The sequence below is a fragment of the Shinella sp. SUS2 genome, assembly GCF_001262505.1.
Lineage (GTDB): Bacteria > Pseudomonadota > Alphaproteobacteria > Rhizobiales > Rhizobiaceae > Shinella.
The window spans coordinates 152,760-176,544 of sequence record NZ_KQ410737.1; the positions used below are offsets into that span (position 1 = coordinate 152,760).

A 23,785-nucleotide genomic window follows, 5' to 3' on the forward strand; every position below is an offset into this window, starting at 1 on the left:
GGGGTAGGCGTGGCATTTCTCAAGGGATGCCACGCCGTTCTCCCGGAAAATGCCTCAGGAAAACAGGATCGACGACAGCTTGCGCCGGGCAGCGATCGTCGCCGGATCCTTCGGACCCCAGACATCGAAGAACTGCAGAAGCTCGCGGCGCGCGCCATCATCGTCGAAGGTGCGATCGCGCTTCATGACGAGAAGCAGATGATCGGCCGCCGCCTGCCGGTCACCCTCGACATTGCGGATCTTGGCGAGCTTCAGCCGTGCCGCATGGTCATCCGGATCAAGCGCCAACGCCTGCTCGAGCGCGGCCGGATCGCCGAGCTTGCGCGCCTCCTCGATCTGGTCGAGCTTCTTCAGCACGGCCGCAACCGCCGGATCGGCCGCGACGGCCTCCGGCAGGTTGCCGAGGATCTGCCGGGCATTTTCCGGCTGGCCGGCAGCGATCATGCATTCCGCGATGCCGGCAAGGGCAGCCGGATTCTCCGGATCGGCCTGCAGGAGCGCGCCGTAGAGATCGGCCGCGCCGGCAAGATCGCCTGCATCGAACAGGGTCTTCGCCTCGGCGAGCAGCGCCTCGATCTCGGCCTTCTCGTCGGCGCCGGCGGGACCTGCGACCTTGTCGATAAAGTCACGGATCTGGCTTTCCGGCACAGCACCCATGAAGCCATCGACCGGGCGCCCGCCAACGAAGGCGACGACCGCCGGGATCGACTGGATACCGAGCTGGCCGGGAATGGAGGGATGGTCGTCGATGTTGAGCTTGACGAGCTTCACGCGGCCAGCGCTTTCCCGCACAACCTTCTCGATGATCGGCTGGAGCTGCTTGCACGGACCGCACCAGGGCGCCCAGAAATCGACGAGAACGGGCTGCTGGCGCGAGGCCTCCAGCACGTCGCGCGAAAAATTCGCCGTCGTCGTGTCCTTGATGAGATCATCCGCCGGTGCCGCGCCGCCAAAGCTCGCCGAGACGTTCATCTGGCCGCCATAGGACGATGCGTAGGGGTTGTCGCCTGCACTCATGGGTCTCTCCTGTGGCGCCAAGCGCCTCGATGTCGTGTCTGTGCCCCAGATCGTATGTCAGGCCGTGACTTTCAAGACAAGCGGCTCGTGGCCGGTCGCCTCGATGAAGCGCAGGAGATCCTTCGAGCCGATCGAGGTCGTCGCATCGTTGCGCAGCGGGTGGCCGTTGATCGTGTCGAAAGCCATCAGGTCCGCATCGATGATGATCTTCACCTTGCCGGCCGTGTCGTTGATCACCCCGAAGGCAGTGACGGCGCCGGGAATGACCCCGAGATACTCCATCAGCTTCTCCGGCTTGCCGAAGGAGACGCGGCTCGCGGCGTCGATGACCGAATGCACGGTCTTCAGGTCCACCGTCGCATGCTCCTCGACGGTCATCAGGAAATAATTGTCCTTCTTGTCCTTCACGAAGAGGTTTTTCGTATGACCGCCGGGAATTTCATCACGCAGCGCCACCGATTCGGCGACGGTGAAGACCGGCGCGTGCTCCTTCGTGCTGTGGGCAATGCCCAGATCGTCGAGAAACTGGAAGAGATCCCTGTCGGTCTTCGGCTGCGCTTCGGTCATTTTCCTGCCTGCCCCGGCTCAATTGATGTCCATCCGCTGATAGGGCTTCGACCGCACAAGCGCAACCGCCTGAAAATCCGGGACTTTGAAAGCCTCAGCATTTTTTTCTGCAAAATCTGACATTTCCCTGTTGCATTTGAAAATCCCTTGGGCCATATACCGGCCGTCGCCGCAACGCAGCGACCTTCGGCCACCAACTACCCCAGGCCGTCGACAATGAGCGGGTGTAGCTCAGGGGTAGAGCACAACCTTGCCAAGGTTGGGGTCGGGCGTTCGAATCGCCTCACCCGCTCCATTCTTCCAAGACGTCGCAAGCCTCGGTTCGCCGGGGCTTTTGTGTTTTTGGCGCGGTTGAAATCGCACTACGGGGAAAAGGCTAGGGAGGGCGCGGTTACCGCAGGGTTACCATACGATAACGCGCGATATGTGATCATTGCTTCGGAAGCGCGTGACCTGGAGGCCAACAGGGAGCGAGCAATTCCGCTTCATGCCAACAGCGGCATCCTTCTATACGTTCACGGTCCGCTCCCGCCCTAATTGCGACTTGTCTACCTAACTTGCCGCGCCCCGAAACCACCCAGTCGAAAGGCGCTTGGCTTTCGTCTTGGCTGCGGCAAATTGCAGACCAGCGGATTTTGAGCGACCATCGCAGAGACCCGCCGTTTACACTTTCGCTTTCTTTGGATCCTGCTTGCGGCGAGGTAAAGCAACCGCCACACGAGGCAAGTATCAGACGCCGACTGATTGACAAAAACCGCAGCCTGCATCATGATTATTACGCCTCTGGATAGAGGCTGAAAAGAAGCCTGAGATGGTTTCGGCAATCGTGCTGTTGAAAAGCAGCTAATCAATCGGCGGCGCCGATTACATTGACGCATGCATGTGCGCCCGATGGTCCGAAACCAGTCTCTTCTATTATGAAGGACTGGAAATGACTGAAACTCCCAAATTGATCATTCGTTTCGCGCTGGTCGCGGAGCAACCTAACTCGCGTGACGAAGAACGGTTGAGTTCCGTCTCTAGCGAGAATTCGATTGCAGGCATCAAGCGCTACACAGGTTTCGTCCGGGGACGCGACCTCTTTGGCCTGTTTGATCACGTCTCTCTCGAAGCAAACCCCCGTGCGGCCAAGGTCGGGAGCGTGACCACCGCCATTATGGAATCGCTAGAGACGACGCCCGAACTGTTCCCGTTCAAGTCCAAGGGGATCTTGATCGGCACGTCCACCTACGAGGCATTGCAGCGCAACCGCTTTGAACTCGCATTCGAGGACCCCGCTTCCGAGGGCATCCTTGATGGTGGCCATAACATGCTGGCCATTGGCCTACATATGCTCTCCGCAGTCGCCGAAGAGAAGGAAATTGCCCGCATCGCTCTGTGGGAGGAAATGAAGCAACTCTGGACCGAGTACCGCAAGGAACTTGAGAAGGAAAAGGACAGCTTCGACTTCTTGGTGCCGGTTGAGCTTCTTGTGCCTTCCGACATTGAAGATGTGCGTGCCGTCCAGCAGTTTGAGATGTCAGTGCTGGAGATCTGCGCTGCTCGCAATAACAACGCCCAGTTGACGCAAGAAACTAAATCAAACAAGCTTGGCTTCTACACCGAGATCAGAGACCGCCTAGATCCCGAGATTGCAGCCCGCGTTGAGTGGAAGAGCAACGAATGGGAGAGCAGCGAAGCGCGCCCGATCAAGGTTCGCGACCTCCTTGCCCTGTCGTGGATCCCACTGAACAAGGCAAATGAAGCGGATCTGCTGCCGCTGAACATCAGCGTCACCCCGCAGAATATCTATCGCAACAAGGGGGAGTGTTCGAAGCAATTCGATAAGCTCATGCGCCACCCCGGAGTGTCCGCGCCGATTGCGGGGGAAGGGCCTACGCACGATCTGCACAACGACACGGTGAAAAGCTGCTTCGATATCCTCGCGGATCTGCCGGCGCTGTATGACCAGATCTATGAGGATTTCCCGGACGCCTATAACTCGAACAACTATCGTTTTGGTTCGAGCACGATCGTGAAGATGTATGACCCGGTCAAACGCGAGACCGCCAAGGACAAGGCGGCATATGTGGCCACCCAACCGATGACCCACTACCTCAACCGCCCGGTGTACTACCGATATCCCGACGGTCTGATCATGCCGCTTGTTTACGGTCTGAAAGGCTTGATGGAGATCGAGGACGACCGCGTGGTGTGGGCCACGGAGCCGAAGACCTTCCTCAAGAAGTATCTCGGCGATATCGCTGGCGCTTATCGCTTGGTTCTGGACATGGCGCGCTTCGACCCGCAGAAGCTCGCCAAGAACCAGGCCAGCCACGAGTTCGCCGTGGGCGAGTTCGAGAAGGCGTTGCTCAAGCATCGGGCGAAGAAGGCAGCGGCCTGATAATCGTACGAATGGTCGTCGGCAGCACGTCGGCGGCCATTCGCATTGATCGCGTCGATCGAATCGTTTCTAAAAATCTGCTCGGCGTTAAGAGTCGGAGACCGGATCAATGGTGTCGAATGGGCAAATATCTTGTTTCGGGAACGCCCATCCTATCCCTGAACGGCCGCAATTGAGGCACGTTGCGGTCGTAGTGTTGCAGCCACCTAAGTAGCAGCTTTCGCAGATCCGCTGCCCAGAAGCGGTCGGTCAGGATCCACCCTTCTCCGACATGTCCAGATCGACGCAGCAATGATCGCTTTGAAGGGCGAAAACGGCCTTAGACGCTATCCTCCGCCTGCACTATCACGCCGGACGCATCAACACCGATCGCACGGCACACGGCGACGAACTCTGCCGCATCGAGCCTGCGCTCTTGAAGCTCGTACTTTGAGACAAATGTCTGGCGCTGCTTCAGCCGCTCACCCACTTCCGCTTGGGTAAGCCCGGCGTCTTTTCGAGCGGCAATCAGCAACTCGATCATGCGGCGATAGAGATCAGAGCGAATCGAAGACAAAGGAAGCGCCAGTTCGAGGACCAGCTCTTCAATAAGACCCGAATTTGGAGTACCCCAAATTAGGGTATTCGGAGATACTGCACGCGCGACACGATTCGGAGGGGCGCGTGAAGGACCAGTACGTCGGCGACATCAACGATTATCGAAAATATGCGCTGCTGCGGGCGCTATCGTCGGGCGGCGCGAACCGCATTGGCGTCAGCTGGATGCTCACGCCGTCAGATGGAGGAATGGACGGCGGCAAACTGGCCTATCTTCAGCATCCTGATCGTCATCGACACGTCGACCCCGAGTTGTTCGACATTCTTGCGCATGCCGCGTCCGCACCGGAACGCCGCCGCTTGGCGACCATAGAGAATAGCGGTGCCATTCCGGGCGCGCTCTACCACAACGACCTGCTGCCCGATGAGCTTGCCGCCCGCCACGCTTTCATGGGCCGTTGCGCCTACGCCTTCCGCAACGTTGACCTGATCTTCTTCGATCCAGATAACGGTCTTGAGGTGGCGAAGCCGAAGGGTCGGAAGGACTCTTCCAAATATCTCTATCTAGACGAGGTTACGGCCTTCTACGCTTCGGGAAAGTCCCTGCTTATCTATCAGCACTTTCCTAGGATCGAGCGGACGGCGTTCCTTGCCCGTTGCTCCGAGCGGCTGCTTGTCGCCGCGCCCGGCGCTTCGTTGTGGGGATTCACCACGGCGCATGTGGTCTTCCTACTGCTGCTACACCCCGCCAGCCCTGCCCGCCTGCATTCCGCCGCAGATGCTGCGTGCTCTCGCTGGACGCCGGAGTTCATATCCGGACGCTTCCTAGGGATCGAACCTGCGGCCCCATAATTGACGGCGATTTTGCCCTGTGTTTTTTGGAAAGTTTTCCATTTCAATAGGATAGCCACGATGAAGAAGACTACCCTCGCCGCCGCATTGCTCGCCCTGCCGCTCGTTACCGCCTGCGCTCCGGTAGAAACCAAGACCAGCTTGGTGACGCCGGCCGGGAATCAAATCCGTTCGGCCGGTCCGGGCGACGTCGTCATGTCGTTCCAGTCCCGCAAGGCATTGCCCAATGTCGTCGGTGGTGCCGATATCTTTGGCCGCACTACGAACGCGGGCGGCACGACGGTTCGTTTCGTCGGCACGAATGGCTCTCGCGCCGTGTTCGAAAGGACCGACGTGACCATTGAGAGCAACGCAACGACGATGAGCGAAAGCCCGATGATCATTCCGCAGTCAACGACGACCACTGTGCAGGGCACAATCGGCCGATCCGATGTCTATGGAACGGCGCGCTCGACCTCCTACCAATACATCCCGCCGCGCGGCTCGTCGCAATATGCAACGGCGCAACGGCCTATCGCGATCACGCTCGGAAGCGGTCAGAGCGTCACGATCCAGGGCAGGACGCTGCGTGTCGTCAGCGTCTCGGCGAATGCCCTCAAATACGTGGTGGAATAGTCGCCCTTGATGCGCGGCGGTTTTCCTGATCTGGTAATCGCCGCGTATACGCGTACAGGACGTCAGAACTTAGCGATGTCAAATGGGGCCCCCGAGCGCGGCCCAGGAAGATCGATAGGGGGAGGGGTTTGAACAAAGCCCCGGAAAAACCCACACCCCAAGCTCGCCCAATATATAAGGGTCAAGCGGCGAGAACGTCGTCCGCCGCTTCGGTGTCCACGATGGTGAAGTCCATGGATTGGCAGGCACCGAAAGCCTGGATCGAGCGTGCGATGTCTTCCGGCTCGACGTGCGTCAACGCCGCCGCTTCAGCCAACGTCATAATGCGGCTTTCACCTGTCGCGTTGTCGATAACCAGAAGGTAGTCCATGCACAGTCTCCCGCTTTCGAAAAATTGAAACATGCCGAAATTCTCGGCACAATTTATCGTATTAATTTCAGTAAGATACGAAGCGCCCCCGGGGGCGGTGCCACCGGGGGCGTAGTGGTGCCAGCTAGGCGGTAGGTGGGCAGGCGGCGCTACGCCGCTAGCGTACGGCCCCCTGCGGCACGTAGGCCCGCTCCAGGGCGGCCACGGCAGCAGCGCCGCCGCGTACGGCCTGCGTGTAGTGCCCGAGCGTTACCGTCGGATTGGCATGGCCGGCGATCTGCGCGACCAAGCCGACCTCGATGCCCTGGGCCTGGAGCGTCGAGATAAATGAATGCCGGGCGGAATGGGGGGTGCAATAGGGAAGGCGGAGCTCTTTGAACGCCGGTGCCCAATAACGCTTGCGGTAGTTCTGGTAGAGCAGCGGCCCGCCGCCGCCGATCCGAAGCTTCGGCCATTCCTGAAGGCGACCGGGGCCGGGGAAGACACGGTGAAGCTCCTTACCCTTTCGCGGGCAGCGAAGACGCCATTCCAGCAGCATCTCGCGCAGCGTCGTGCCCATGGGGATATCGCGCGTGCCGGCCTCGGTTTTGGTCATTTCTGTGAGCGAGCCGTCCCGCTCCTGGATGCGGTGGATACGGATGATGTTCTGGTCGAAGTCCACCTCGCTCCAAAGCAGGCCAAGCTGTTCTGACGGGCGCGTGCCCGCGAGGAAGGGGAAGGCGTAGTAGATGCCGTGTTCGGCGTCCATCTTAGCGGCGGTAATGAGCTTGGCGATATCCTCCGGGGTAAGGATGGCTTTCTTCGGCTTGTGACGAGCCCGCGTGAGGCCGGTCGGCATCGACGGCGCGCGGATGCCGAAGTCCTCTTCGGCGAGAGCCAGGATGGACTTGAGGTGCGACTTTGCCCGGTTGGCGGTGTAGTTGCCGCATTGCTCGACGATGGTTCGGTGCCAGACGCGAATGCCCGCCGTGGTGAGGTCGGTGAGCTTGATGTCGCCCAGGAGCTTGAGGAAGCTTGCGCCCTTCGGCGCAACGCCGCTCTCGGTGTAGTCGGCACGTTCCTGCCGCGTGCCGATCAGCAGCGGCCCACGGATCGCGCCGTTCGCCACGACCTTGTAGCCCTTCAACGTGGAAACCTTGACCTGCCCTTCCTTGTTGGCGAGCCAATGGTCGGTGGCCTTCCCAACGGTCGGGGCCGTCAGCTCGTCCACGTAACTGCCCTCGGCGACCTGCACGAGCAAGGCGTTCCGGAAAGCCTCGGCGTCCTTCTTCTTGTTGAAGGCGCGGCGGCGTCGTTTGCCGGACTTGGGGTCGCGATACTCGCAGTAGTACTGCGGATAGGAGGCCACCGTGCCGTTGCTCAGCTTGCGGCGACGGGTGGTGGAGGTGATGGAGACGTTGAAACTGTCCTTCATGGTGTTCTCGCTGCTAAATGAAAAAATGGCGAGGAAAACACGGCGGCTGTAACCCGCACAATGAATCGTCAATTGTGCCGAGAAGCCCGCCTGCGGCCCGAACGTGTTACCGGAGCCGTAACCTTGCCATGCGTTGGGGAGGCGAAGCCCCGACGAGACGGGGCTTCAGAATGGTGCGGATTCCACGGTCATCCGGGTTGAAATCGCATTCAAACAGTGACGGTGTGGCGCTGGTGACGGCGCCCCGGCGGCCTAGGCCGCCGGGGCAGGAGAGAGAAGGAGTCCCCTTCCCCACTCAGTGTCCGGCCAACGAGGCAATCAAGCGATCGTCACCGCCGTCACGGCATCACTTAGAAAGCCGGCAGGTAGCCGCCATCGAGCGATACCTTGACCTTTCTGCCCTTGTTATCCTTGCCGAGAAATTCAACGTAGACGCCAGCCTTCGCCATAGCCGGCCGCATTCGCTTGAGCTGATTGGACAGATGCGGCGGCGTCTTTGGAAGAGCATGTTCGGGAACCGCCTCCCGATGCTCTTTGAACGCGGAGAAAAGCTGCATGACGTAGCCCTCGAACGGACCAGTGCGGCAGACGAGGCGAAGCATCGTCACCAGCGGATCTTCGTTGACCTTCTCAATCACGAAGTCGTCCTGCGCCTTTCCGATCGCGTCGATGAGGCTATCACCCTCCAGTTTGAGCGCCGGTTCGGCCGCCTTGATCCATTTTGCGGCGTCAGCCATTCGAAGGTGGCGCGGCGGCTCCACCGTATCGAAATTCGCCAAGGCCATGGCTACCGAGTCATAGAGGGCACCAAGGATGCCAGGAAGCAGCCCCTCAAACTCGGTAAGCAGTTCCGCTTCCGTCTTCCTGCCACCTTCGGGCATCGGCGTGAGGCGGATCGGAATCGCCCGTTCCATGAGGTCCGGGCGATTGGCGTAACCAGAGATGCCGTTGATGATGAACGGGCGCGTGTAGCTCATCACATGAAGCTCCCCATCGCTGTAGAGCTTACGAACCGCGATACCACCACCCGTTGCCAGTGTGCAGAGAACATCCGACATCTCTGCCTTCATGCCGGAGGCGTTGTCGAAGGACGGCAATCGATATTCCTTCGCCTGGATCATAAGGTCCTGCGGCTTGTCGGGCAAACGAAGACGCATCGCCTTATTGGGATCAATGATGCGCTTCACGATCTCGCAGAACACGCTTTTGCCAGAGCCCTGTTCGCCTTCCACCAGAAGGATGAAATAGGGGCCGTCCGGCTTCAGCGCGTTGATCAGGAAAGCGACCAAGAGGCGGAAGTTGTGCTCGTCCAAGCCGAGGAAATCCTTCAGTTTGGCGAGGCTGCCGCCTTTCTCCGGAATGGGCAAGGCGTCAAAGCCCGCACCACGCACGAACTTTAGGCCGCTACCCGCTTCGACAGACCAATCCGCATTGTCTACTTTGACAATACGACCGTCCGCTGCGCCAATGTCGATGATGACATTCTTGCCATCACCAGCCACTCTGGCGAACACCGGATACTCTACGCCATCAAAGAGTGCTTTCGTCTCAAGAGTCGCGACAGCTTCCATGAGTGGGTTTGAAGTGGCAACCTTTCCCATCACGGCATAAGCTCGGTAGCGCAGCCAATACTTGAACGTGTCCGATTTAACGCGATACACGATTGCCGAACCGGTGTGGGGCAACGTCGCGAACGCGGTCCCATCGCCGTCGTTGAACAGCTCGATGCCCGCATTAAGCGCCAGCGACACGAGCGCGTGGGCGAGCGAAGGCGAATCCTCATCGCTTGCGTCGCCGAAGCCTTTTGCTCGTGCGGATGCGATCCAACCCGGAAGCTCGTCGAGCGAGTTGCCCTTGTAGCCTTCCGGCAGAAGGCCAACAAAGATATCGATGATCTCCTCGTCAGTTGCTCCAGCGCGAACCAGTACCGCTACGAGGGCAACACCAGCATCATGGGTGCTCTCCCCCAGAATTAGGGTGATGGCATGTTCGGAACCGAGCGTGACCTTCAGCAGCGTGATTTGATGCTCGGAAATCTCCGGCAGCTGTTTGAAATCCACCTCAAGAAGCGGCTTACCAACAACCTCATACGGCCTCCCAGTCTCCGGGTGGATCGACGGCGGCATGACCGTCATCTTTCCAGCCGCGAGGAAGTCGATGTTGCCGAGACCGCCACTCCCTCTGATTACCGTAGATTTCAGCGCCTTTGGAGCACGCACAAAGATCGTTGCGCCCTTCTTTCCACGTTTACCGGAAAGCAAAGCACGACGGTCTGCACGGTTCAAACCGAGGAGATGAAGTACCAACCTCTCTAGGCGATCGTCATCAATATCGAGAGCATCGAGGACCTCGCTGGCGGTCAATCCCATGCCGAGCAACAGACCGATGTTCTTGATCCGGTACTTCTCGATCCATTCGACACGTTTCAACTCGCTGGGCGTGCCGCCGAGCAAACCCGTCCATCCGGTCGGAATGGGCGCTTTGCCATCAACGGGGACCAAAGGAAGATTGCGCTCCCACAATTTGGGAGCTTCAATTCCAAAGATGTCTTCAGCCATGTTCAACCCCCAATCTTCGCTGCATCGATTGCAGCAGCAACTTCGGAGAGGCGAACAAGCTTACGCCGATTAAAGGGCGCATAGGCGGGGATAGTGCCGGCTTTGATGGCACGGCGCAGAGCCCACACATGGACACCGAGGATTTCGGCAGCCTTCTGGATGGTAAGCATGGGTTCGATATCGACCTGATCGCTCAGATTGTTGAGGTTCGTTTTCATAACGATGTTTTCCCTAGATTGAGTGGGATTTTGGGGTGAAACATCGGTGGCCACCGACCAGGGAATACTGGCTGGCAGCGATATGAAAATCTTCCCCCGGACCTAAGGGTCCGGAAATTCCAAAGTTACTGACGGAAGCCCGTCCGCGCCCTGAGCGACGAGTTCTTTCATGCGTTTTACAGGCAAACCGTCTTCCTTGTAGGCTTCTCTGAGAGTCAGATAATTGTCCGCCTGGGCATCATCTATGTTGAGAAAATGTTCAAACCATTTCACATCGTGATGTGGGCCCACATCGAGGTTTCCGTCGACAATCCCGTTGATAAGCTTCGTCACGACCTGCTCGGCTTCTGGACGTTTACCTCGTCGGTAATTTCTCAGAAAATAGTGCGCAAACCAGCGCTGATGCTCTTCGCTTATTTGCGTCTTCGCCTGTCCGCCAGCACGGGCCGAGCGCCGATGACCAACGGAGGTCTCAGAGTGATAAAGAAACTCAAGCAGGCCGCAAGCGGCGCGGAAACGGCCCCAACGGTCCAGAAAATCAGGAGAGAGATCGCGCCTCGCGATATGTTCGCGTATGAGCGGAGCCAATTCCATAGCTATCTCAAACTGCTCCTGTAGCCGCTTCTGATCCAACGCATCAATGTATGGCAAGATCAGCCAAGCGCGTTCCCCGCCCCATCGAGGCGTGGTCGGAACCCATTGGTTCTTACCAGTCTTGCCGGGGACTTCTTTGCCAACAGCCTCATCCACTGTCTCGAATTTGATGTCCAAAAGGATGGCGAGAGAACCGAATACCATCTCGATCCTTGTCCAATACCCTTCGGCAGAAATTGCTTTTAGATGAGCGGGCCTATCTGCATGTTTCATACCCCTACCCCTCCTACTAGCGCCGCTGCGGCGAAAGCTAACCTGCCGTCACCAGCGTCACTGCCGTCACGGAGGTGACGCCGTGCCGGCAGTGACGACGCATGTGGTACACCGAGTCGGTGTCGCCCAGGGAGGGGGAGGGGCTGATGCGGGGTAGTCGCGCGTCCGCGTAGCTGCGCCACCGCGAAAAACTGGGGTATGGGCGTTCGTGAGGCATGGTAGGCACGGAGGCACCGACATGTTCTGGACTATGGAGCGATTTTTGAGGCCGCTTTTGACAGCGCGAAATCCTATTTCGCCCAAACCATGAAGCTACCCTTGACCAAGCACCTCAGACGAGGATTATAACACCAGAATAAGAGTTTATGGCACGTAAACTGGTTCATAGCCGCTGTCTTTCAGACCGAAACGTGCGACATGAAAATCAAACTAACACACCTCGCTAGCGCGGTATGGGAGCATAAGCGTTTAAGCATGCAAGCCGATTTTCTCGATTCTCACCAGCGCCATTGGAGCGATGCAGAACAGCTTTTTCAAATGGGCCGATGGGCGAATGCCGACCATTTATATGGCGTGACTACAGAGTGTGGTTTGAAGCGACTGATGCATGCATTCGGGATGGCCCTCGGCTCCGATGGCAGTCCCACAAAAAAGGAAGACCGTAAGCACGCGAACGGCCTTTGGCTTCGCTTTGAAAGCTATCGCAGCGGCCATCTCCATGGAACTGGGTATGTTTTGTCTCTTTCGGACCCATTTATAGACTGGGACGTTTCACAACGTTATGCAAATCAATCTAATTTCGACCAAGCAAGAGCACAGTCCCACCAAGCAGGTGCCAAAGCAGTTTGCGACTTAATAAAAAAGGCACAAAGGGAGGGCTTGATATGACAACATTTGATGAGATTCTACCTCTTGCGAAAGATATATTTGGCAACCCCACGGAATATATAAAAAAACTTGAATGGATAATTTTAAACCGGGATCTCAATGGGCGGGTGCGGCTGATCGCTCCAGAGAGCGTTTTGTCAAACGAGGAAGGCCGGAAGGCAATTGAAGAGCTTTACCAATCTCTAGCTGACCGGTTAATGTCCCATGCATATCCGTTAGAAAGAGGAATACTTTATGAAGAAGATAAAGAGACCGCTTGCCAAGGCGCGTCTTCTTTTTTGCTCGGAAATTTCCCCAATATTTGGGTCGTAGATCGGCTTGCCACCGAAAGCCGATGGGAGACAATCGCGGAGGTATCCCCTAACTCACCTCGTATAGTGTACTTTTCGATCAAAGGAGGCGTTGGGCGTTCAACAGCTTTGGCCGCTAGCGCTTGGACACTGGCACGGCAAGGTAAAAAGGTCTTGGTCTTGGACTTGGATCTTGAATCACCTGGGTTATCCAGCGCGCTTCTTTCCCCAACTAGGCAACCAAAGTATGGCATCACCGATTGGCTGGTTGAAGACCTCGTCGACAACGGAGATTCTTTGATTGACGACGCGTATGCCACAAGCGACCTGCCCACGGCCGGTTCCATACATATCGTTCCGGCTCATGGGAACAATCTTGGAGACTATGTGGCGAAGTTGGGGCGAGCGTGGATGCCCAAAACACGCCACCCTTCCTCGCCAGAAACTTGGGCCAAACGCCTAAATCGCCTCATTAACACCCTTGAAGATCGCCTGAAGCCGGATGTTATTCTGATTGATTCTAGAGCTGGAATCGATGAGGTCGCGGCAGCTTGCGTCACTGATCTGGGTGCGCACACAATTCTAATGTTTGCTATTCAAGGACAGCAAACATGGACTGGGTATCGCGCGCTAATCGACCATTGGCAACAGCGAGGCGTTATAACTGACATTCGGAGTCGCCTGCAAATTGTGGCCGGTCTGGTTCCAGATGATGACCGCAGGCTTGAGTACCTTGAGCTACTACGTGCAGATGCTCACGCATTATTTGAAGGAACATATGACACAGTGAAGCCCGGAGCGATTAGTGATTGGAGCTTTGAGGAAGATGATGATACCGCGCCACATAGTCCCCTGCCCATTCGATGGAACCGCGGCTGGTATGGATTATTGAGTCTACAACAGCGCATGATTCAAGTGGACGAGAATGAAGTTAATTCGGTTTACGGGCCGCTACTTGATTTCCTCGATCGTGCTTTGCTGGGGGAGAATCAAACATGGTGAGTCCGGAAAGCATTAGGAAAGCCATCATTGCCGCTCCATTCGAGCTGGATAATACTGGCGAGACGCCTCATCCCGGCACGCTTTATATCCCACTCGCGCACCGCAAAGCACTTACGCGCGAGGCAGTCCTAGTCGTTGGCGCTCGAGGCGTTGGGAAGTCTTTTTGGACGGCGGCTTTAAGCAACCAATTATTGCGCCGCCAAATAGGCGCCTCTGTTCAAGAATTGAGCAATACGATTGTTCGCGCGGGTTACGCAACAAAACCAAGTATCGATACATATCCTGATCTCGAAGCGCTAAAATCATTGATTGCAAGCGGACATGAGCCGTATGTTATATGGCGAGCTGTTGTGCTTCGGTGGGTAGCAGAGATTGCAAGCACCAAAGTTCCAACGGGTTCTTGGAGTGACACTGTTCTATGGGTAGAACAGAATTCCGAGCCCTTCGCAAAAATTGTTGAGAGAGCGAATGAAATCCTATCAAGCCAAAAGCAATTTGGCTTAATAGTATTCGATGCCTTGGATCGCACTAGCAACGATTGGGACACCATGAACGGCATTGTGCGCGACCTTTTGAGGGTTTCGCTTTGGCTTCGTGATTTTAGTCATCTTCGTGCAAAGATATTTCTTCGCCCAGATCAAATGGAGCGAACCGTTACGGCTTTTGTAGACGCGTCAAAAATTCTCGCCACACGTGCAGATCTTACATGGGAGCGGCACGATTTACACGCCATGATGTGGCAGCGTCTTATCAATGCATCATCGCCGCATGGAGATTTGCTGCGATCTATTATTTCAGATGTTGTTCCGTCCTCGGTATCCTTGACAGAGAAGGGTTCCGTGTGGTTTCTTCCTCACGAATTACTTTCGGAGATGCCTTTTCAGCGCGCTCTGTTTGAAGTGCTGGCTGGCGAAAAAATGGGAAAAGACGCTCGGCGAGGAGTGCCTTATGTATGGAGCGTAAGCCATCTTGCCGATGGGCATGGAAAAACCTCGCCACGCTCTTTCCTGGCGGCTATTGATAGTGCTGCAGAAGATAGCCTCGAACGATACGGCGATTATCCCTTAGCTCTTCATTATGAAAGCATAAAGCGAGGAATTCAACGAGCATCAGAGATTCGCGTTTTGCAGGTCGCCGAGGATGATCCTTGGGTGCCCGAAGCTATGCGGCCTCTTAAAGGCATGAATGTTCCGAGCGACTATGAAGCTATTGTGAACGCGTGGAAATCGGAGTTTCCTGAGGGACCAAGCAACATATCATCAGAACGTTTACCCCCTCAGCACGCGGAGAGCTGGGATGGAGTTCGAAAAGATTTGGAACGACTTGGTATTTTTGTAACTCGTAAGGACGGCCGGATAGATATGCCAGATTTGTACCGTGTTGGGTTTAACCTAGGGCGCAAAGGTGGTGTGGCACCTCGCAGCTAAGGGAGTGCAATTTGGTGAAATACATGCGGGTTACTGTAAGGTCACCGTTTCGCCGTTGCACCGTATTGCTCAACATTTCACGGGATTACCGCCCTGTTCAAATTTCCTAGCGCGCGCGACGCCCGTCGAAACGTGCACTCTTGCGCATTCCAGTGAACTGTGCGACATAGACACGCAAAGCACGAACAGCGTAATTTATTGCTTGCCAAGGTTGGGGTCGGGCGTTCGAATCGCCTCACCCGCTCCATTCTTCCAAGACGCCGCAAGCCTCGGTTCGCCGGGGCTTTTGTGCGTTTTGGCGCGGCTGAAATCGCGGGGTGCGGGCGCGGCTCGGAGAGGCGCGGTTACCGCAGGGTTACCAACCGTGAAGCCAAGCAGGCCAAGCCCAGTTTTCCATATACTCATGAGTAGGGATGCCGTGCGCTTCACGCGCTTAGCCATAGCGTTGGGGTCTGAGCATCGGCTGGAGATTTACTCGCGTTAATCGTGTAACAGGATTCGCCAATTGCAATTTCGCATTCTATAATTCAACCACGAATCGTAGAAGGCGTTGGGCTTGGCAACTATTGACCTCTCAGAGAATTCGATCCTCGGAGCACTGGTAATTGTAGCATCCGCGGTAGGCTCAGTTGTGGGTGTGGCGGCTCTGTTCGTGCAAGACCCTACAACTCTCGTGGCTATTGCCGCAGGCGCAGCTTGGGCGCTTAGCTTATGCCTCTTTGTCATCAACGCTGGGCAACGACATCAGATCAAGCGACTGGAGGCAGATTTAGACGCGATAAAGATTGATCTCACGGGTGCGCGCCGCCAAGCCGAGCACTGGAGTGAAACTGCCAGCAATGTCTCACGATCGACGCTAACAGTGTTGCAAATGTTGCCGACCACGCCAAATCCTCCGCCCCGGAGAAAACCTAAGGCGGCCCCGGAAGCGCAAAACCCTATCCCGCAGGGTGACTAATTGGAGTTTCAACCATGAACCTTGAAGGCCCAGCGCTTCTCGATGCGATTCGATATCTGCCCGCAATCCGTTCGCGCCAGGCAGAACTACGAGGGTACGCCCAGCTTCGTCAGGAAACCAAGGACTCGCTGCATCCGCTAGTATCGCTTGGTAAGCTTGGGAGGGTGGATGACGCTAACCGTGTCATCGAGACCGTAAGAGAGCGCATCGGACCATGCTTCCTCGATCTTAATATTCTTCCCGGCCAAGCCTGTAGCCAATGGAACGCTCTGTGCGATCCAACGGAAAATTATCGCGCGTGGCGAGATTTGGCGGCAAATAATGAAGGAGTAATTCCGGTAGCGCTTCTACGCGATGGAGCAACGGAGCGTCCCTTCATTCGACAAGCCCTTTTGATAGAGGAAGCGTTCGGCGCGGTAGTAATTCGATCGCGACGCCCCGCCCAAGACTTAACTGCACTTCAAGCCGCTCTTTCCGCCGTTCACGACGTTAACAATGTGTTAATAGTCTTGGATCTTGGATACGTGCGCGGTGCTATTGAGCCAAAGGAAACAGAAGCACGTCGCGTGATTTCAGCGTTGCGAATCACTGATCCAGCCGCACGAATTGCAGTTTTAGCCTCAAGTTATCCTCGTGCAGTATCCGCCTACGGGGACCAGCGAGGTTTTCTCCAAATAGTCGAGCGCGATTTGCATGCCCAAATCGGCGGGGACGAGGGTTCAATTTACGGCGATCATGCTTCAATTTACCCAGAACCTTTCGAACCGAGTATCAGTAGGTGGGTTCCTCGAATCGACTATTGTCTAGATTACGCTTGGCGCTATGAACGCCGTCGCGAAGACGATGGTGGCTATGTTCGATGTGCTGCAGAGATTGTTAACTCGCCCGATTGGGAACCAGCCTTCGCAGACAGATCATGGGGCGCTGACGTTATCCGGAGAACGAATATAAATGGTGTTGTGGAGCCCGGTTTCGGAGCTCCCGGCAATTGGATTGCTGCGCGCGTCAATATGCACATCGAACGCCAAACTGCACTAGGGTTGGCCGGAGCAGTGGATTTCGTTGGCGGAGATGATGATTGGGAGGGAGAGTTTTAACGCACCAAACGCTTTAGAACTGGTCCTGCCGGCGCGTTTACTAGAAGAGGATGATCTATGGGTATTGCCGTCTCGGGTAATTGAACTGAAGGGCGCTCTTGTTCATCCCAATGTTGGCTGCGCTTGGTGCGGTGGAAGGTTGGCATAGCCTCCGCTGTGCCGACCTGTCCCTTTCTTATAATAAACTCGTTATGGCGCCTACGATGACGCCGTTTAACAGCATTCCGCGCTGCTTCACCGAGATCAGATAGAGGTAGATTTTCTGCCATCTCCGCCAAACGCGATCGAGATGCGCCCTTCATAGCTGCTATGCCGTTCGCGGAAAGCAACTGCTTAATCTCTGCTGCTGTCATGAGCGAAATATAGGCCGCCTTCGAAAGCCTAGTCTGCCTAGGTGGCACTCGCTGCGTGATCCGGCCTTGCGCATCGACAATCCAAAGTCCGACGCCCTCAGGCATCATATTATATATGGCTGTCTCAAAACGTTCTGCGGCAACGATGGTAAATTTCTCGAAATGCCTGCGAAAAGCCTCGATTTGCCCCGGTAGGCGGTGAAGACTATCGGAATTTGATTTAATTTCAAAAGCCCACAAAGTCCCGTTCGCCAACACCACATCTGCGCGACGGGTCCAGTTTGCGACCGTCATTTCCGAAATTATCACCGCGTCTTTATCGACATGCGAACCACCTAGCAAACGGTCTATAACCGCTGCTTTTAAACGCATTTCAGATGGATGCGTGTGGTTAGACACGTGCTAACTCTGTCCTTTACTCTTCTGCGCCTTCTCTAAATAGCGTAGCTTGCCTGAGCAAGGAGAGTGCATTCGAATAAAGCGGATTTTGAGTCAACCGACGAATTGCGCGATTACATACGTTCATTGGCCAAGGCTTCGACCATTATCACAACCCGCTCAAGGTCATTGGCGTCGAGTGCCGCCAGAGCCGCTACGGCTCGATTTCGCATCAGATTGCCAACAGATCCTTGGTGGCCTTCGGTTGTTAACAAATCGTTGGGTGTGGTCCCTAATACCGCCGAGATCCTGACCAAAGTTGCAAGGTCTGGTTCGCGCCGGCCACTAACGTAGTTTCCGTATCGCGTTTCACTCAGACCTGCACGCCGCGCTACTTCGGCATGAGAAATGCCGAGCTCCTCAGCTCGCTTTCTAAGGTTGGATGCAAACAACTCCATGTGGACGAAATGTTCATGACATCCACCACGGGTCTATATACGTTATGACGTGTCGATTAGCGTCATAATGTGGGGTCACTGTGAAGGACCAGTACGTCGGGGACATCAACGATTATCGCAAATACGCGCTGATACGGGCGCTATCGTCGGGCGGCGCGAACCGCATCGGCGTGTGTTGGATGCTGACGCCATCAGACGGAAGATCAGACGGCGGCAAGCTGGCCTATCTTCAGCAACCCGAGCGTCATCGTCACGTCGATCCAGAGCTTTTCGATATCTTGGCCCACGCCGCGTCTGCGCCGGAACGCCGCCGCTTGGCGACAGTAGAGGAGAGTGGAGCCATTCCGGGCGCGCTCTACCACAACGAACTGCTGCCCGACGAGCTTGCCGCCCGCCACGCTTTCATGGGCCGTTGCGCCTACGTCTTCCGCGACGTTGACCTGATCTTTTTCGATCCAGATAACGGTCTTGAGGTGGCGAAGTCGAAGGGTCGCAAGGACTCGTCCAAATATCTCTACCTCGACGAGGTTTCGGCGTTCTACTCTTCCGGCAAGTCGCTGCTCATCTACCAGCACTTTCCAAGGGTCGAGCGGACGGTGTTCCTGTCCCGCTGCGCCGAGCGGCTGCGTGTCGCCGCGCCCGGCGCGTCGTTGTGGGCATTCACGACCGCCCACGTAGTCTTCCTTCTGCTGCTACACCCCGCCAGCCCTGCCCGCCTGCATTCCGCCGCAGACGCTGCGTGCATGCGCTGGGCACCGGAGTTCATATCAGGACGTTTCCTAGGTATCGAACCAGGGACCCCATAATTGACGGCGTTTTTCGACCATGTTTTTTGGAAAGTTTTTTATTTCAATAGGATAGCCAATATGAAGAAGACTACCCTCGCTGCCGCTCTACTCGTTCTGCCACTCATTGCTAGCTGCGCTCCCGTGGAGACCAAGACCAGCTTGATGACGCCCTCTGGAACCCAAATCCGTTCCGCCGGTCCCGGCGATGTGGTCATGTCGTTCCAGTCTCGCAAGGCACTGCCTAATGTGGTTGGGGGCGCGGACATCTTCGGCCGCACGACGAATGCCGGAGGCACGACGGTTCGCTTCGTCGGTACGCAGGGCTCTCGTGCCGTCTTCGAGCGCATGGATGTCACCGTTGAGAGCAACGCCACGACTATGAGCGAGAGCCCGATGATCATTCCGCAGTCCACGACAACCACGGTGCAGGGCACCGTCGGCCGGACCGACGTTTATGGAACCGCCAGCTCGACCTCCTACCAGTACATCCCGCCGCGCGGCTCGTCGCAATACGCCACGGCACAACGGCCTATCGCTATCACGCTCGGAAGCGGTCAAAGCGTCACGATCCAGGGCAGGACGCTGCGTGTCGTCAGCGTCTCGGCGAACACCCTCAAATACGTGGTGGAATAATCCGCCTCGATGCGCGGCGATTGCCTTGGTATGGTGATCGCCGCGTATACGCGTACAGACCGTCAGAACTTGGCGATGTCGAATGGGGCCCCCGAGCGCGGCCCAGGAAGATCGATACGGGGGAGGGGTTTCGACCAAACCCCCGGAAACGTCACGGCTAAAGCTGGCCCAATATATAAGGGTCAAGCGGCGATAACGTCGTCCGCCGTTTCGGTGTCCATGATGGCAAAGTCCATGGACTGGCAGGCACCGAAAGCCTTGATCGAGCGTGCGATGTCTTCCGGCTCGACGTGCGTCAACGCCGCCGCTTCAGCCAACGTCATGACCTGGCCTTCACCTGTCGCGTTGTCGATCACCAGAAGGTAGTCCATGCACAGTCTCCCGCTTTGGGAAAATTGAAACACAGCGAAAGCCTCGGCGCAATTTATCGTATTAATTTCAGTAAGATACGAAGCGCCCCCGGGGGCGGTGCCACCGGGGGCGTAGTGGTGCCAGCTAGGCGGTAGGTGGGCAGGCGGCGCTACGCCGCTAGCGTACGGCCCCCTGGGGCACGTAGGCCCGCTCCAGGGCGGCCACGGCGGCAGCGCCGCCGCGTACGGCCTGCGTGTAGTGCCCGAGCGTCACGGTCGGATTGGCGTGGCCGGCGATCTGCGCTACGAGGCCGACCTCGATACCTTGCGCCTGGAGCGTCGAGATGAAGGAATGCCGGGCGGAATGCGGGGTTACGTAGGGAAGACGGAGCTTTTTGAACGCCGGAGCCCAATAACGCTTACGGTAGTTCTGGTACAGCAGCGGCCCGCCACCGCCGATGCGCAGCTTCGGCCATTCCTGAAGCCGACCGGGGCCAGGGAAGACGCGGTGCAGTTCTTTGCCCTTGCGCGGGCAGCGAAGCCGCCACTCCAGCAACATCTCGCGCAGTGTCGTGCCCATCGGAATGTCGCGCGTGCCGGCTTCCGTCTTTGTCATTTCCGTTAGCGAGCCGTCCCGCTCCTGAATGCGGCGAATGCGGATGACATTCTTGTCGAAGTCGACCTCGCTCCATAGCAGGCCAAGCTGCTCGGACGGCCGTGTGCCCGCGAGGAACGGGAAGGCGTAGTAGATGCCGTGTTCAGCGTCCATCTTGGCGGCTGCGATGAGCTTGGGGATATCCTCCGGGGTCAGGATGGCCTTTTTCGGCTTGTGACGGGCGCGTGTAAGCCCGGTCGGCATGGACGGCGCGCGGATGCCGAAGTCCTCTTCGGCGAGAGCCAGGATGGACTTGAGGTGCGACTTTGCGCGGTTGGCGGTGTAGTTGCCGCACTGCTCGACAATGGTTCGATGCCAGACGCGAATGCCGGCCGTGGTGAGGTCGGTGAGCTTGATGTCGCCCAGAAGCTTGAGGAAGCGTGCGCCCTTCGGCGCCACGCCGCTCTCGGTGTAGTCGGCGCGTTCCTGCCGCGTGCCGATCAGCAGAGGGCCACGGATCGCGCCGTTCGCCACGACCTTATAGCCCTTCAGCGTTGACGCCTTGACCTGCCCTTCCTTGTTGGCAAGCCAATGGTCGAGGGCCTTGGCAACAGTCGGGACCGTCCGCTCGTCGACGTAGCTGCCCTCGGCGACCTGCACGAGGAGGGCGTTCCGGAAAGCCTCCGCGTCCTTTTTCTTGTTGAACGCACGGCGGCGACGCTTGCCCGACTTGGGGTCGCGGTACTCGCAGTAGTACTGCGGGTAGGAAGCGACCGTACCGTTGCTCAGCTTGCGTCGGCGGGTGGTGGAGGTGATGGAGACGTTGAAACTGTCCTTCATGGTGTTCTCGCTGCTCAATGGAAAAAATGGCGAGGAAAACACGGGGGCTGTAACCCGCACAATGAATCGTCAATTGTGCCGAGAAGCCCGCCTGCGGCCCGAACGTGTTACCGGAGCCGTAACCTTGCCATGCGTTGGGGAGGCGAGGCCCCGACGAGACGGGGCCTCAAAATGGTGCGGATTCCCCGGTCATCCGGGTTGAAATCGCGGTGTGAACGACACGCGGAATATGCCGCGCGGTGCGGACGCCCAACCACCACCCGGCACCGCCGGAAGGCTGGTTTGAAGCAATGCAAGTGTGGCTGGTGGCGCTGGTGTGGCCACCCTGCGGCTACGGGCGGGCCAGTATGCCCGCCGCTGCGCTGCTGCCATGGGCACATCCACCCCCTAGGGGTGGCAGGGCAGCGCCACTGGCACCACCAGCTACACGGCCAGGGGCTAACCCATTCTCTTCAACATGGCGTCTTGTTCCGGCGTGTATTCCGTCTCCTCAATCCAAATGCGCACCGGTCGTGCCCGGTTGGTTCGGGGCTGAAGTTCAACCATGACGCCAATAGCTGCCATACCCGGCGCAAGGCGCTGGAGGGCGTTGGAAAGGTGCGATGGCGTCTGCGGCAAAACCTTCTCGATCCGGCCGAAGTCGTCTCGCAGCCTGTCATGCAATTCACCCACTGTACCTTCATAGGAGCGCGCCGCCACGTTGACGTCCAAGATATGGATAATCTTGCGTACAAGCGGGTGGTTGATCGTGTTCTCGATCTTAGCTTCCTTGACGCTCTCCTCAAGCGCTCGCAGGAACGTGCCAGCGGGAAGACCAGTCGCCGGTTCAGCGGCGACAAGCCATTGCGCGGAGTCCGCCATTCGTACCGTCGTCGGGGGCTCCACCTCGTCGAAGCGGCGCATGGCCGTGCTTACGATGTCGAACAAGCAGCCGAGAATACTCGGCAGGATTTCCTCAAAGCGTATGTTGATGGCCTTTTCGGTTTGGCGCGCGCCTTCGGGGATGGCAGGGAGGTTCAGAACGATCGAGCGGTCGAGTAGGTCATGCTGACTGGCGAACTCGCCAATGCCGTTGATGATGATCGGCACGGAATTTTTGAACATGCGCTGTTCATCATCGGTGTAGTATTTGCGGGTGCTGAAGCCGCCACCCGTCAACATGGCGCAGAGGAAATCCGAAAGGTCCCAGCGCACGGAAGATGCGTTGTCGTAGACGAGCAGCCTCGACATGGCCGCCTGGATCGCCAAGGTATGCTCGTCCTTGGGTAGGCGCTGTTTTTCGATCGCGTTCGGATCGATGATGCGCTTGATGATCTCGCTGACTTTACTTTTCCCGCTGCCGTATGCGCCGCTGACCAAAAGCGCCATATAGGGATGTGTGGGCTTCAGCGATACGATCAGGAATGCCAGAAACAGAATCCAATTCATGTCGTCGAAATGGAGCAGTGCACGGAGATCAATCAGTTTGCCGCCGCGTTCCGGCATGACCTGCGCGGCGAATCCGGCCGGGCGAAAGAAATAGACCGGCGGGTTATGGATGAGCATCCAACTAGCGCTCGTGATCTTTACAACGGCTCCATCCGTTCGCCCTAGGTCATAGTAGGCCGCATCTGCCGTTCCTGCGATCCGGACGTGCACTTTCTCCTCTGGGGAATCATACACGGCCTCTGCCTCCATCAGATCGATGATCTCGGAAAGCGCTTCTCTACTGATCGTCTTAGCGGTGCGGCGGTGATACCTAAGGCGAACCAGCCCTCTTGTCGCGTCGGAACGGATGGGATGGCAGACGGTGCCGCGTTCCGGCGACGTCACAGCCATGAAGCCTACATTCTGCTCCGTGTGGAACAGCGTAATTTCCGGCCCGCGAACAAGACTTATACGGTCCCTCACTGATCAAAACCCATTGGCCCATTCTCTGCGTCCGATCGACATGACGCGCCATGGCTGGCTTTCGAGCCGCCGCCAGGCATCGCAGCAATGATCGACGATGTCGTCGTATGATTTGAACACGCGGTTTGATAACCAGTTGTCGCGCATGAAATGCCAGAGGTTTTCGACCGGGTTCAGCTCCGGCGATTTCGGCGGGAGTGGCAGAATGGTGATGTTTTCGGGCACGACGAGATTGTTGGACATGTGCCAGCCTGCCTGATCCATGATGAGGATAGCGTGCGCGTCGGCATCGACGTGTCGGGCGATTTCGGCCAGATGCTGGGTCATGGCGTAGGTGTCGCACCATGGCATGACCAGCGCCGCCGCCTTGCCGAGCTTCGGGCAGATTGCGCCGAAGATGTAGGCCGACCTTGTGCGCTGATCGTGCGGTGCTCACCTAT

General features: G+C 57.2%; 22 protein-coding genes, 1 tRNA gene and 1 pseudogene. 10 read left to right on the top strand and 14 right to left on the bottom strand.

What is annotated here, in order from left to right; translation table 11 throughout:
• Positions 1–54 precede the first annotated feature (54 nt).
• Entirely contained in the window at positions 55–1,017 is a 963-nt protein-coding gene (trxA, locus tag AKG11_RS23040) for a thioredoxin (RefSeq protein ID WP_050745568.1), read from the bottom strand.
• Between the two features lie 57 nt (positions 1,018–1,074).
• Entirely contained in the window at positions 1,075–1,584 is a 510-nt protein-coding gene (locus AKG11_RS23045) for a prolyl-tRNA synthetase associated domain-containing protein (RefSeq protein WP_050745569.1), read from the bottom strand.
• Positions 1,585–1,804: 220 nt separating this feature from the next.
• Here AKG11_RS23045 and AKG11_RS23050 point away from each other — a divergent pair.
• Positions 1,805–1,879 (top strand) — tRNA-Gly (locus AKG11_RS23050).
• A 636-nt stretch (positions 1,880–2,515) separates the two neighbouring features.
• Complete coding sequence (locus AKG11_RS23055) at positions 2,516–3,967, top strand: hypothetical protein (RefSeq protein WP_050745570.1); 1,452 nt, start codon at positions 2,516–2,518, stop codon at positions 3,965–3,967.
• Positions 3,968–4,286: 319 nt separating this feature from the next.
• Here AKG11_RS23055 and AKG11_RS23060 read toward each other — a convergent pair whose 3' ends face one another.
• Complete coding sequence (locus AKG11_RS23060; protein WP_050745601.1) at positions 4,287–4,490, bottom strand: helix-turn-helix domain-containing protein; 204 nt, start codon at positions 4,488–4,490, stop codon at positions 4,287–4,289.
• Positions 4,491–4,630: 140 nt separating this feature from the next.
• On the opposite strand from AKG11_RS23060, the gene AKG11_RS23065 reads away from it, so the two are divergent.
• Both AKG11_RS23065 and AKG11_RS23070 read left to right on the top strand, forming a co-directional pair.
• Positions 4,631–5,356 (top strand): hypothetical protein, encoded by a 726-nt coding sequence (locus AKG11_RS23065; protein ID WP_050745571.1) that lies wholly within the window; start codon positions 4,631–4,633, stop codon positions 5,354–5,356.
• A gap of 60 nt (positions 5,357–5,416) precedes the next feature.
• A complete protein-coding gene (locus tag AKG11_RS23070) occupies positions 5,417–5,971 on the top strand; it encodes a hypothetical protein (protein WP_050745572.1) in 555 nt (184 codons plus the stop codon).
• A gap of 181 nt (positions 5,972–6,152) precedes the next feature.
• Here AKG11_RS23070 and AKG11_RS23075 read toward each other — a convergent pair whose 3' ends face one another.
• The 5 genes from AKG11_RS23075 to AKG11_RS23095 form a co-directional block, all read right to left on the bottom strand.
• Positions 6,153–6,341 carry a hypothetical protein gene (locus AKG11_RS23075; RefSeq protein ID WP_156334116.1) on the bottom strand — a complete coding sequence of 63 codons (189 nt, stop codon included), beginning with the start codon at positions 6,339–6,341 and terminating at the stop codon, positions 6,153–6,155.
• Between the two features lie 157 nt (positions 6,342–6,498).
• Positions 6,499–7,755, bottom strand: coding sequence for a tyrosine-type recombinase/integrase (locus AKG11_RS23080; RefSeq protein WP_050745574.1), 1,257 nt, complete (start codon positions 7,753–7,755; stop codon positions 6,499–6,501).
• A gap of 350 nt (positions 7,756–8,105) precedes the next feature.
• Positions 8,106–10,313, bottom strand: a complete 2,208-nt coding sequence (locus tag AKG11_RS23085) for a bifunctional DNA primase/polymerase (protein ID WP_050745575.1) — start codon at positions 10,311–10,313, stop codon at positions 8,106–8,108.
• 2 nt (positions 10,314–10,315) lie between these two features.
• Positions 10,316–10,531, bottom strand: coding sequence for a helix-turn-helix domain-containing protein (locus AKG11_RS23090; protein WP_050745576.1), 216 nt, complete (start codon positions 10,529–10,531; stop codon positions 10,316–10,318).
• 102 nt (positions 10,532–10,633) lie between these two features.
• A complete protein-coding gene (locus tag AKG11_RS23095) occupies positions 10,634–11,398 on the bottom strand; it encodes a hypothetical protein (protein WP_156334117.1) in 765 nt (254 codons plus the stop codon).
• A gap of 417 nt (positions 11,399–11,815) precedes the next feature.
• Between AKG11_RS23095 and AKG11_RS23100 the strand changes: the two genes are divergently transcribed.
• The 4 genes from AKG11_RS23100 to AKG11_RS33775 all read left to right on the top strand — a co-directional run bounded on the left by AKG11_RS23100 (position 11,816) and on the right by AKG11_RS33775 (position 17,060).
• On the top strand, positions 11,816–12,286 hold the full coding sequence (locus AKG11_RS23100) for a hypothetical protein (protein ID WP_197284005.1): 471 nt from the start codon (positions 11,816–11,818) through the stop codon (positions 12,284–12,286).
• The gene (locus AKG11_RS23105) at positions 12,283–13,578 is read left to right on the top strand and encodes a ParA family protein (protein WP_050745578.1); all 1,296 of its coding nucleotides are present in this window, start codon (positions 12,283–12,285) and stop codon (positions 13,576–13,578) included. Before AKG11_RS23100 ends, AKG11_RS23105 begins: the two co-directional genes overlap by 4 nt.
• Positions 13,572–15,005, top strand: coding sequence for a hypothetical protein (locus AKG11_RS23110; RefSeq protein ID WP_050745579.1), 1,434 nt, complete (start codon positions 13,572–13,574; stop codon positions 15,003–15,005). The genes AKG11_RS23105 and AKG11_RS23110 overlap by 7 nt, the downstream gene beginning before the upstream one ends.
• A gap of 972 nt (positions 15,006–15,977) precedes the next feature.
• Positions 15,978–17,060, top strand: coding sequence for a beta family protein (locus AKG11_RS33775; protein WP_082342599.1), 1,083 nt, complete (start codon positions 15,978–15,980; stop codon positions 17,058–17,060).
• On the opposite strand, the gene AKG11_RS34645 is transcribed toward AKG11_RS33775, so the two are convergent.
• Both AKG11_RS34645 and AKG11_RS23115 read right to left on the bottom strand, forming a co-directional pair.
• Positions 17,057–17,812 (bottom strand): MmcB family DNA repair protein, encoded by a 756-nt coding sequence (locus AKG11_RS34645; RefSeq protein WP_156334118.1) that lies wholly within the window; start codon positions 17,810–17,812, stop codon positions 17,057–17,059. The two genes, AKG11_RS33775 and AKG11_RS34645, sit on opposite strands and share 4 nt — an antisense overlap.
• A 113-nt stretch (positions 17,813–17,925) precedes the next feature.
• A complete protein-coding gene (locus AKG11_RS23115; RefSeq protein WP_050745580.1) occupies positions 17,926–18,249 on the bottom strand; it encodes a helix-turn-helix domain-containing protein in 324 nt (107 codons plus the stop codon).
• An 80-nt stretch (positions 18,250–18,329) separates the two neighbouring features.
• On the opposite strand from AKG11_RS23115, the gene AKG11_RS23120 reads away from it, so the two are divergent.
• Positions 18,330–19,055: a hypothetical protein gene (locus tag AKG11_RS23120; protein WP_156334119.1), complete on the top strand. Its 726-nt coding sequence runs from the start codon at positions 18,330–18,332 to the stop codon at positions 19,053–19,055.
• A gap of 195 nt (positions 19,056–19,250) precedes the next feature.
• Positions 19,251–19,670 carry a hypothetical protein gene (locus AKG11_RS23125; RefSeq protein ID WP_156334120.1) on the top strand — a complete coding sequence of 140 codons (420 nt, stop codon included), beginning with the start codon at positions 19,251–19,253 and terminating at the stop codon, positions 19,668–19,670.
• A 182-nt stretch (positions 19,671–19,852) separates the two neighbouring features.
• Here AKG11_RS23125 and AKG11_RS23130 read toward each other — a convergent pair whose 3' ends face one another.
• The 4 genes and pseudogenes from AKG11_RS23130 to AKG11_RS23145 all read right to left on the bottom strand — a co-directional run.
• Positions 19,853–20,041 carry a hypothetical protein gene (locus tag AKG11_RS23130; RefSeq protein ID WP_050745583.1) on the bottom strand — a complete coding sequence of 63 codons (189 nt, stop codon included), beginning with the start codon at positions 20,039–20,041 and terminating at the stop codon, positions 19,853–19,855.
• A 157-nt stretch (positions 20,042–20,198) separates the two neighbouring features.
• Positions 20,199–21,455, bottom strand: a complete 1,257-nt coding sequence (locus AKG11_RS23135) for a tyrosine-type recombinase/integrase (RefSeq protein WP_050745584.1) — start codon at positions 21,453–21,455, stop codon at positions 20,199–20,201.
• Positions 21,456–21,893: 438 nt separating this feature from the next.
• A complete protein-coding gene (locus tag AKG11_RS23140; protein ID WP_156334121.1) occupies positions 21,894–23,273 on the bottom strand; it encodes a hypothetical protein in 1,380 nt (459 codons plus the stop codon).
• 75 nt (positions 23,274–23,348) lie between these two features.
• A pseudogene (locus AKG11_RS23145) lies at positions 23,349–23,777 on the bottom strand (IS630 family transposase); the annotation flags it as partial.
• Positions 23,778–23,785 lie beyond the last annotated feature (8 nt).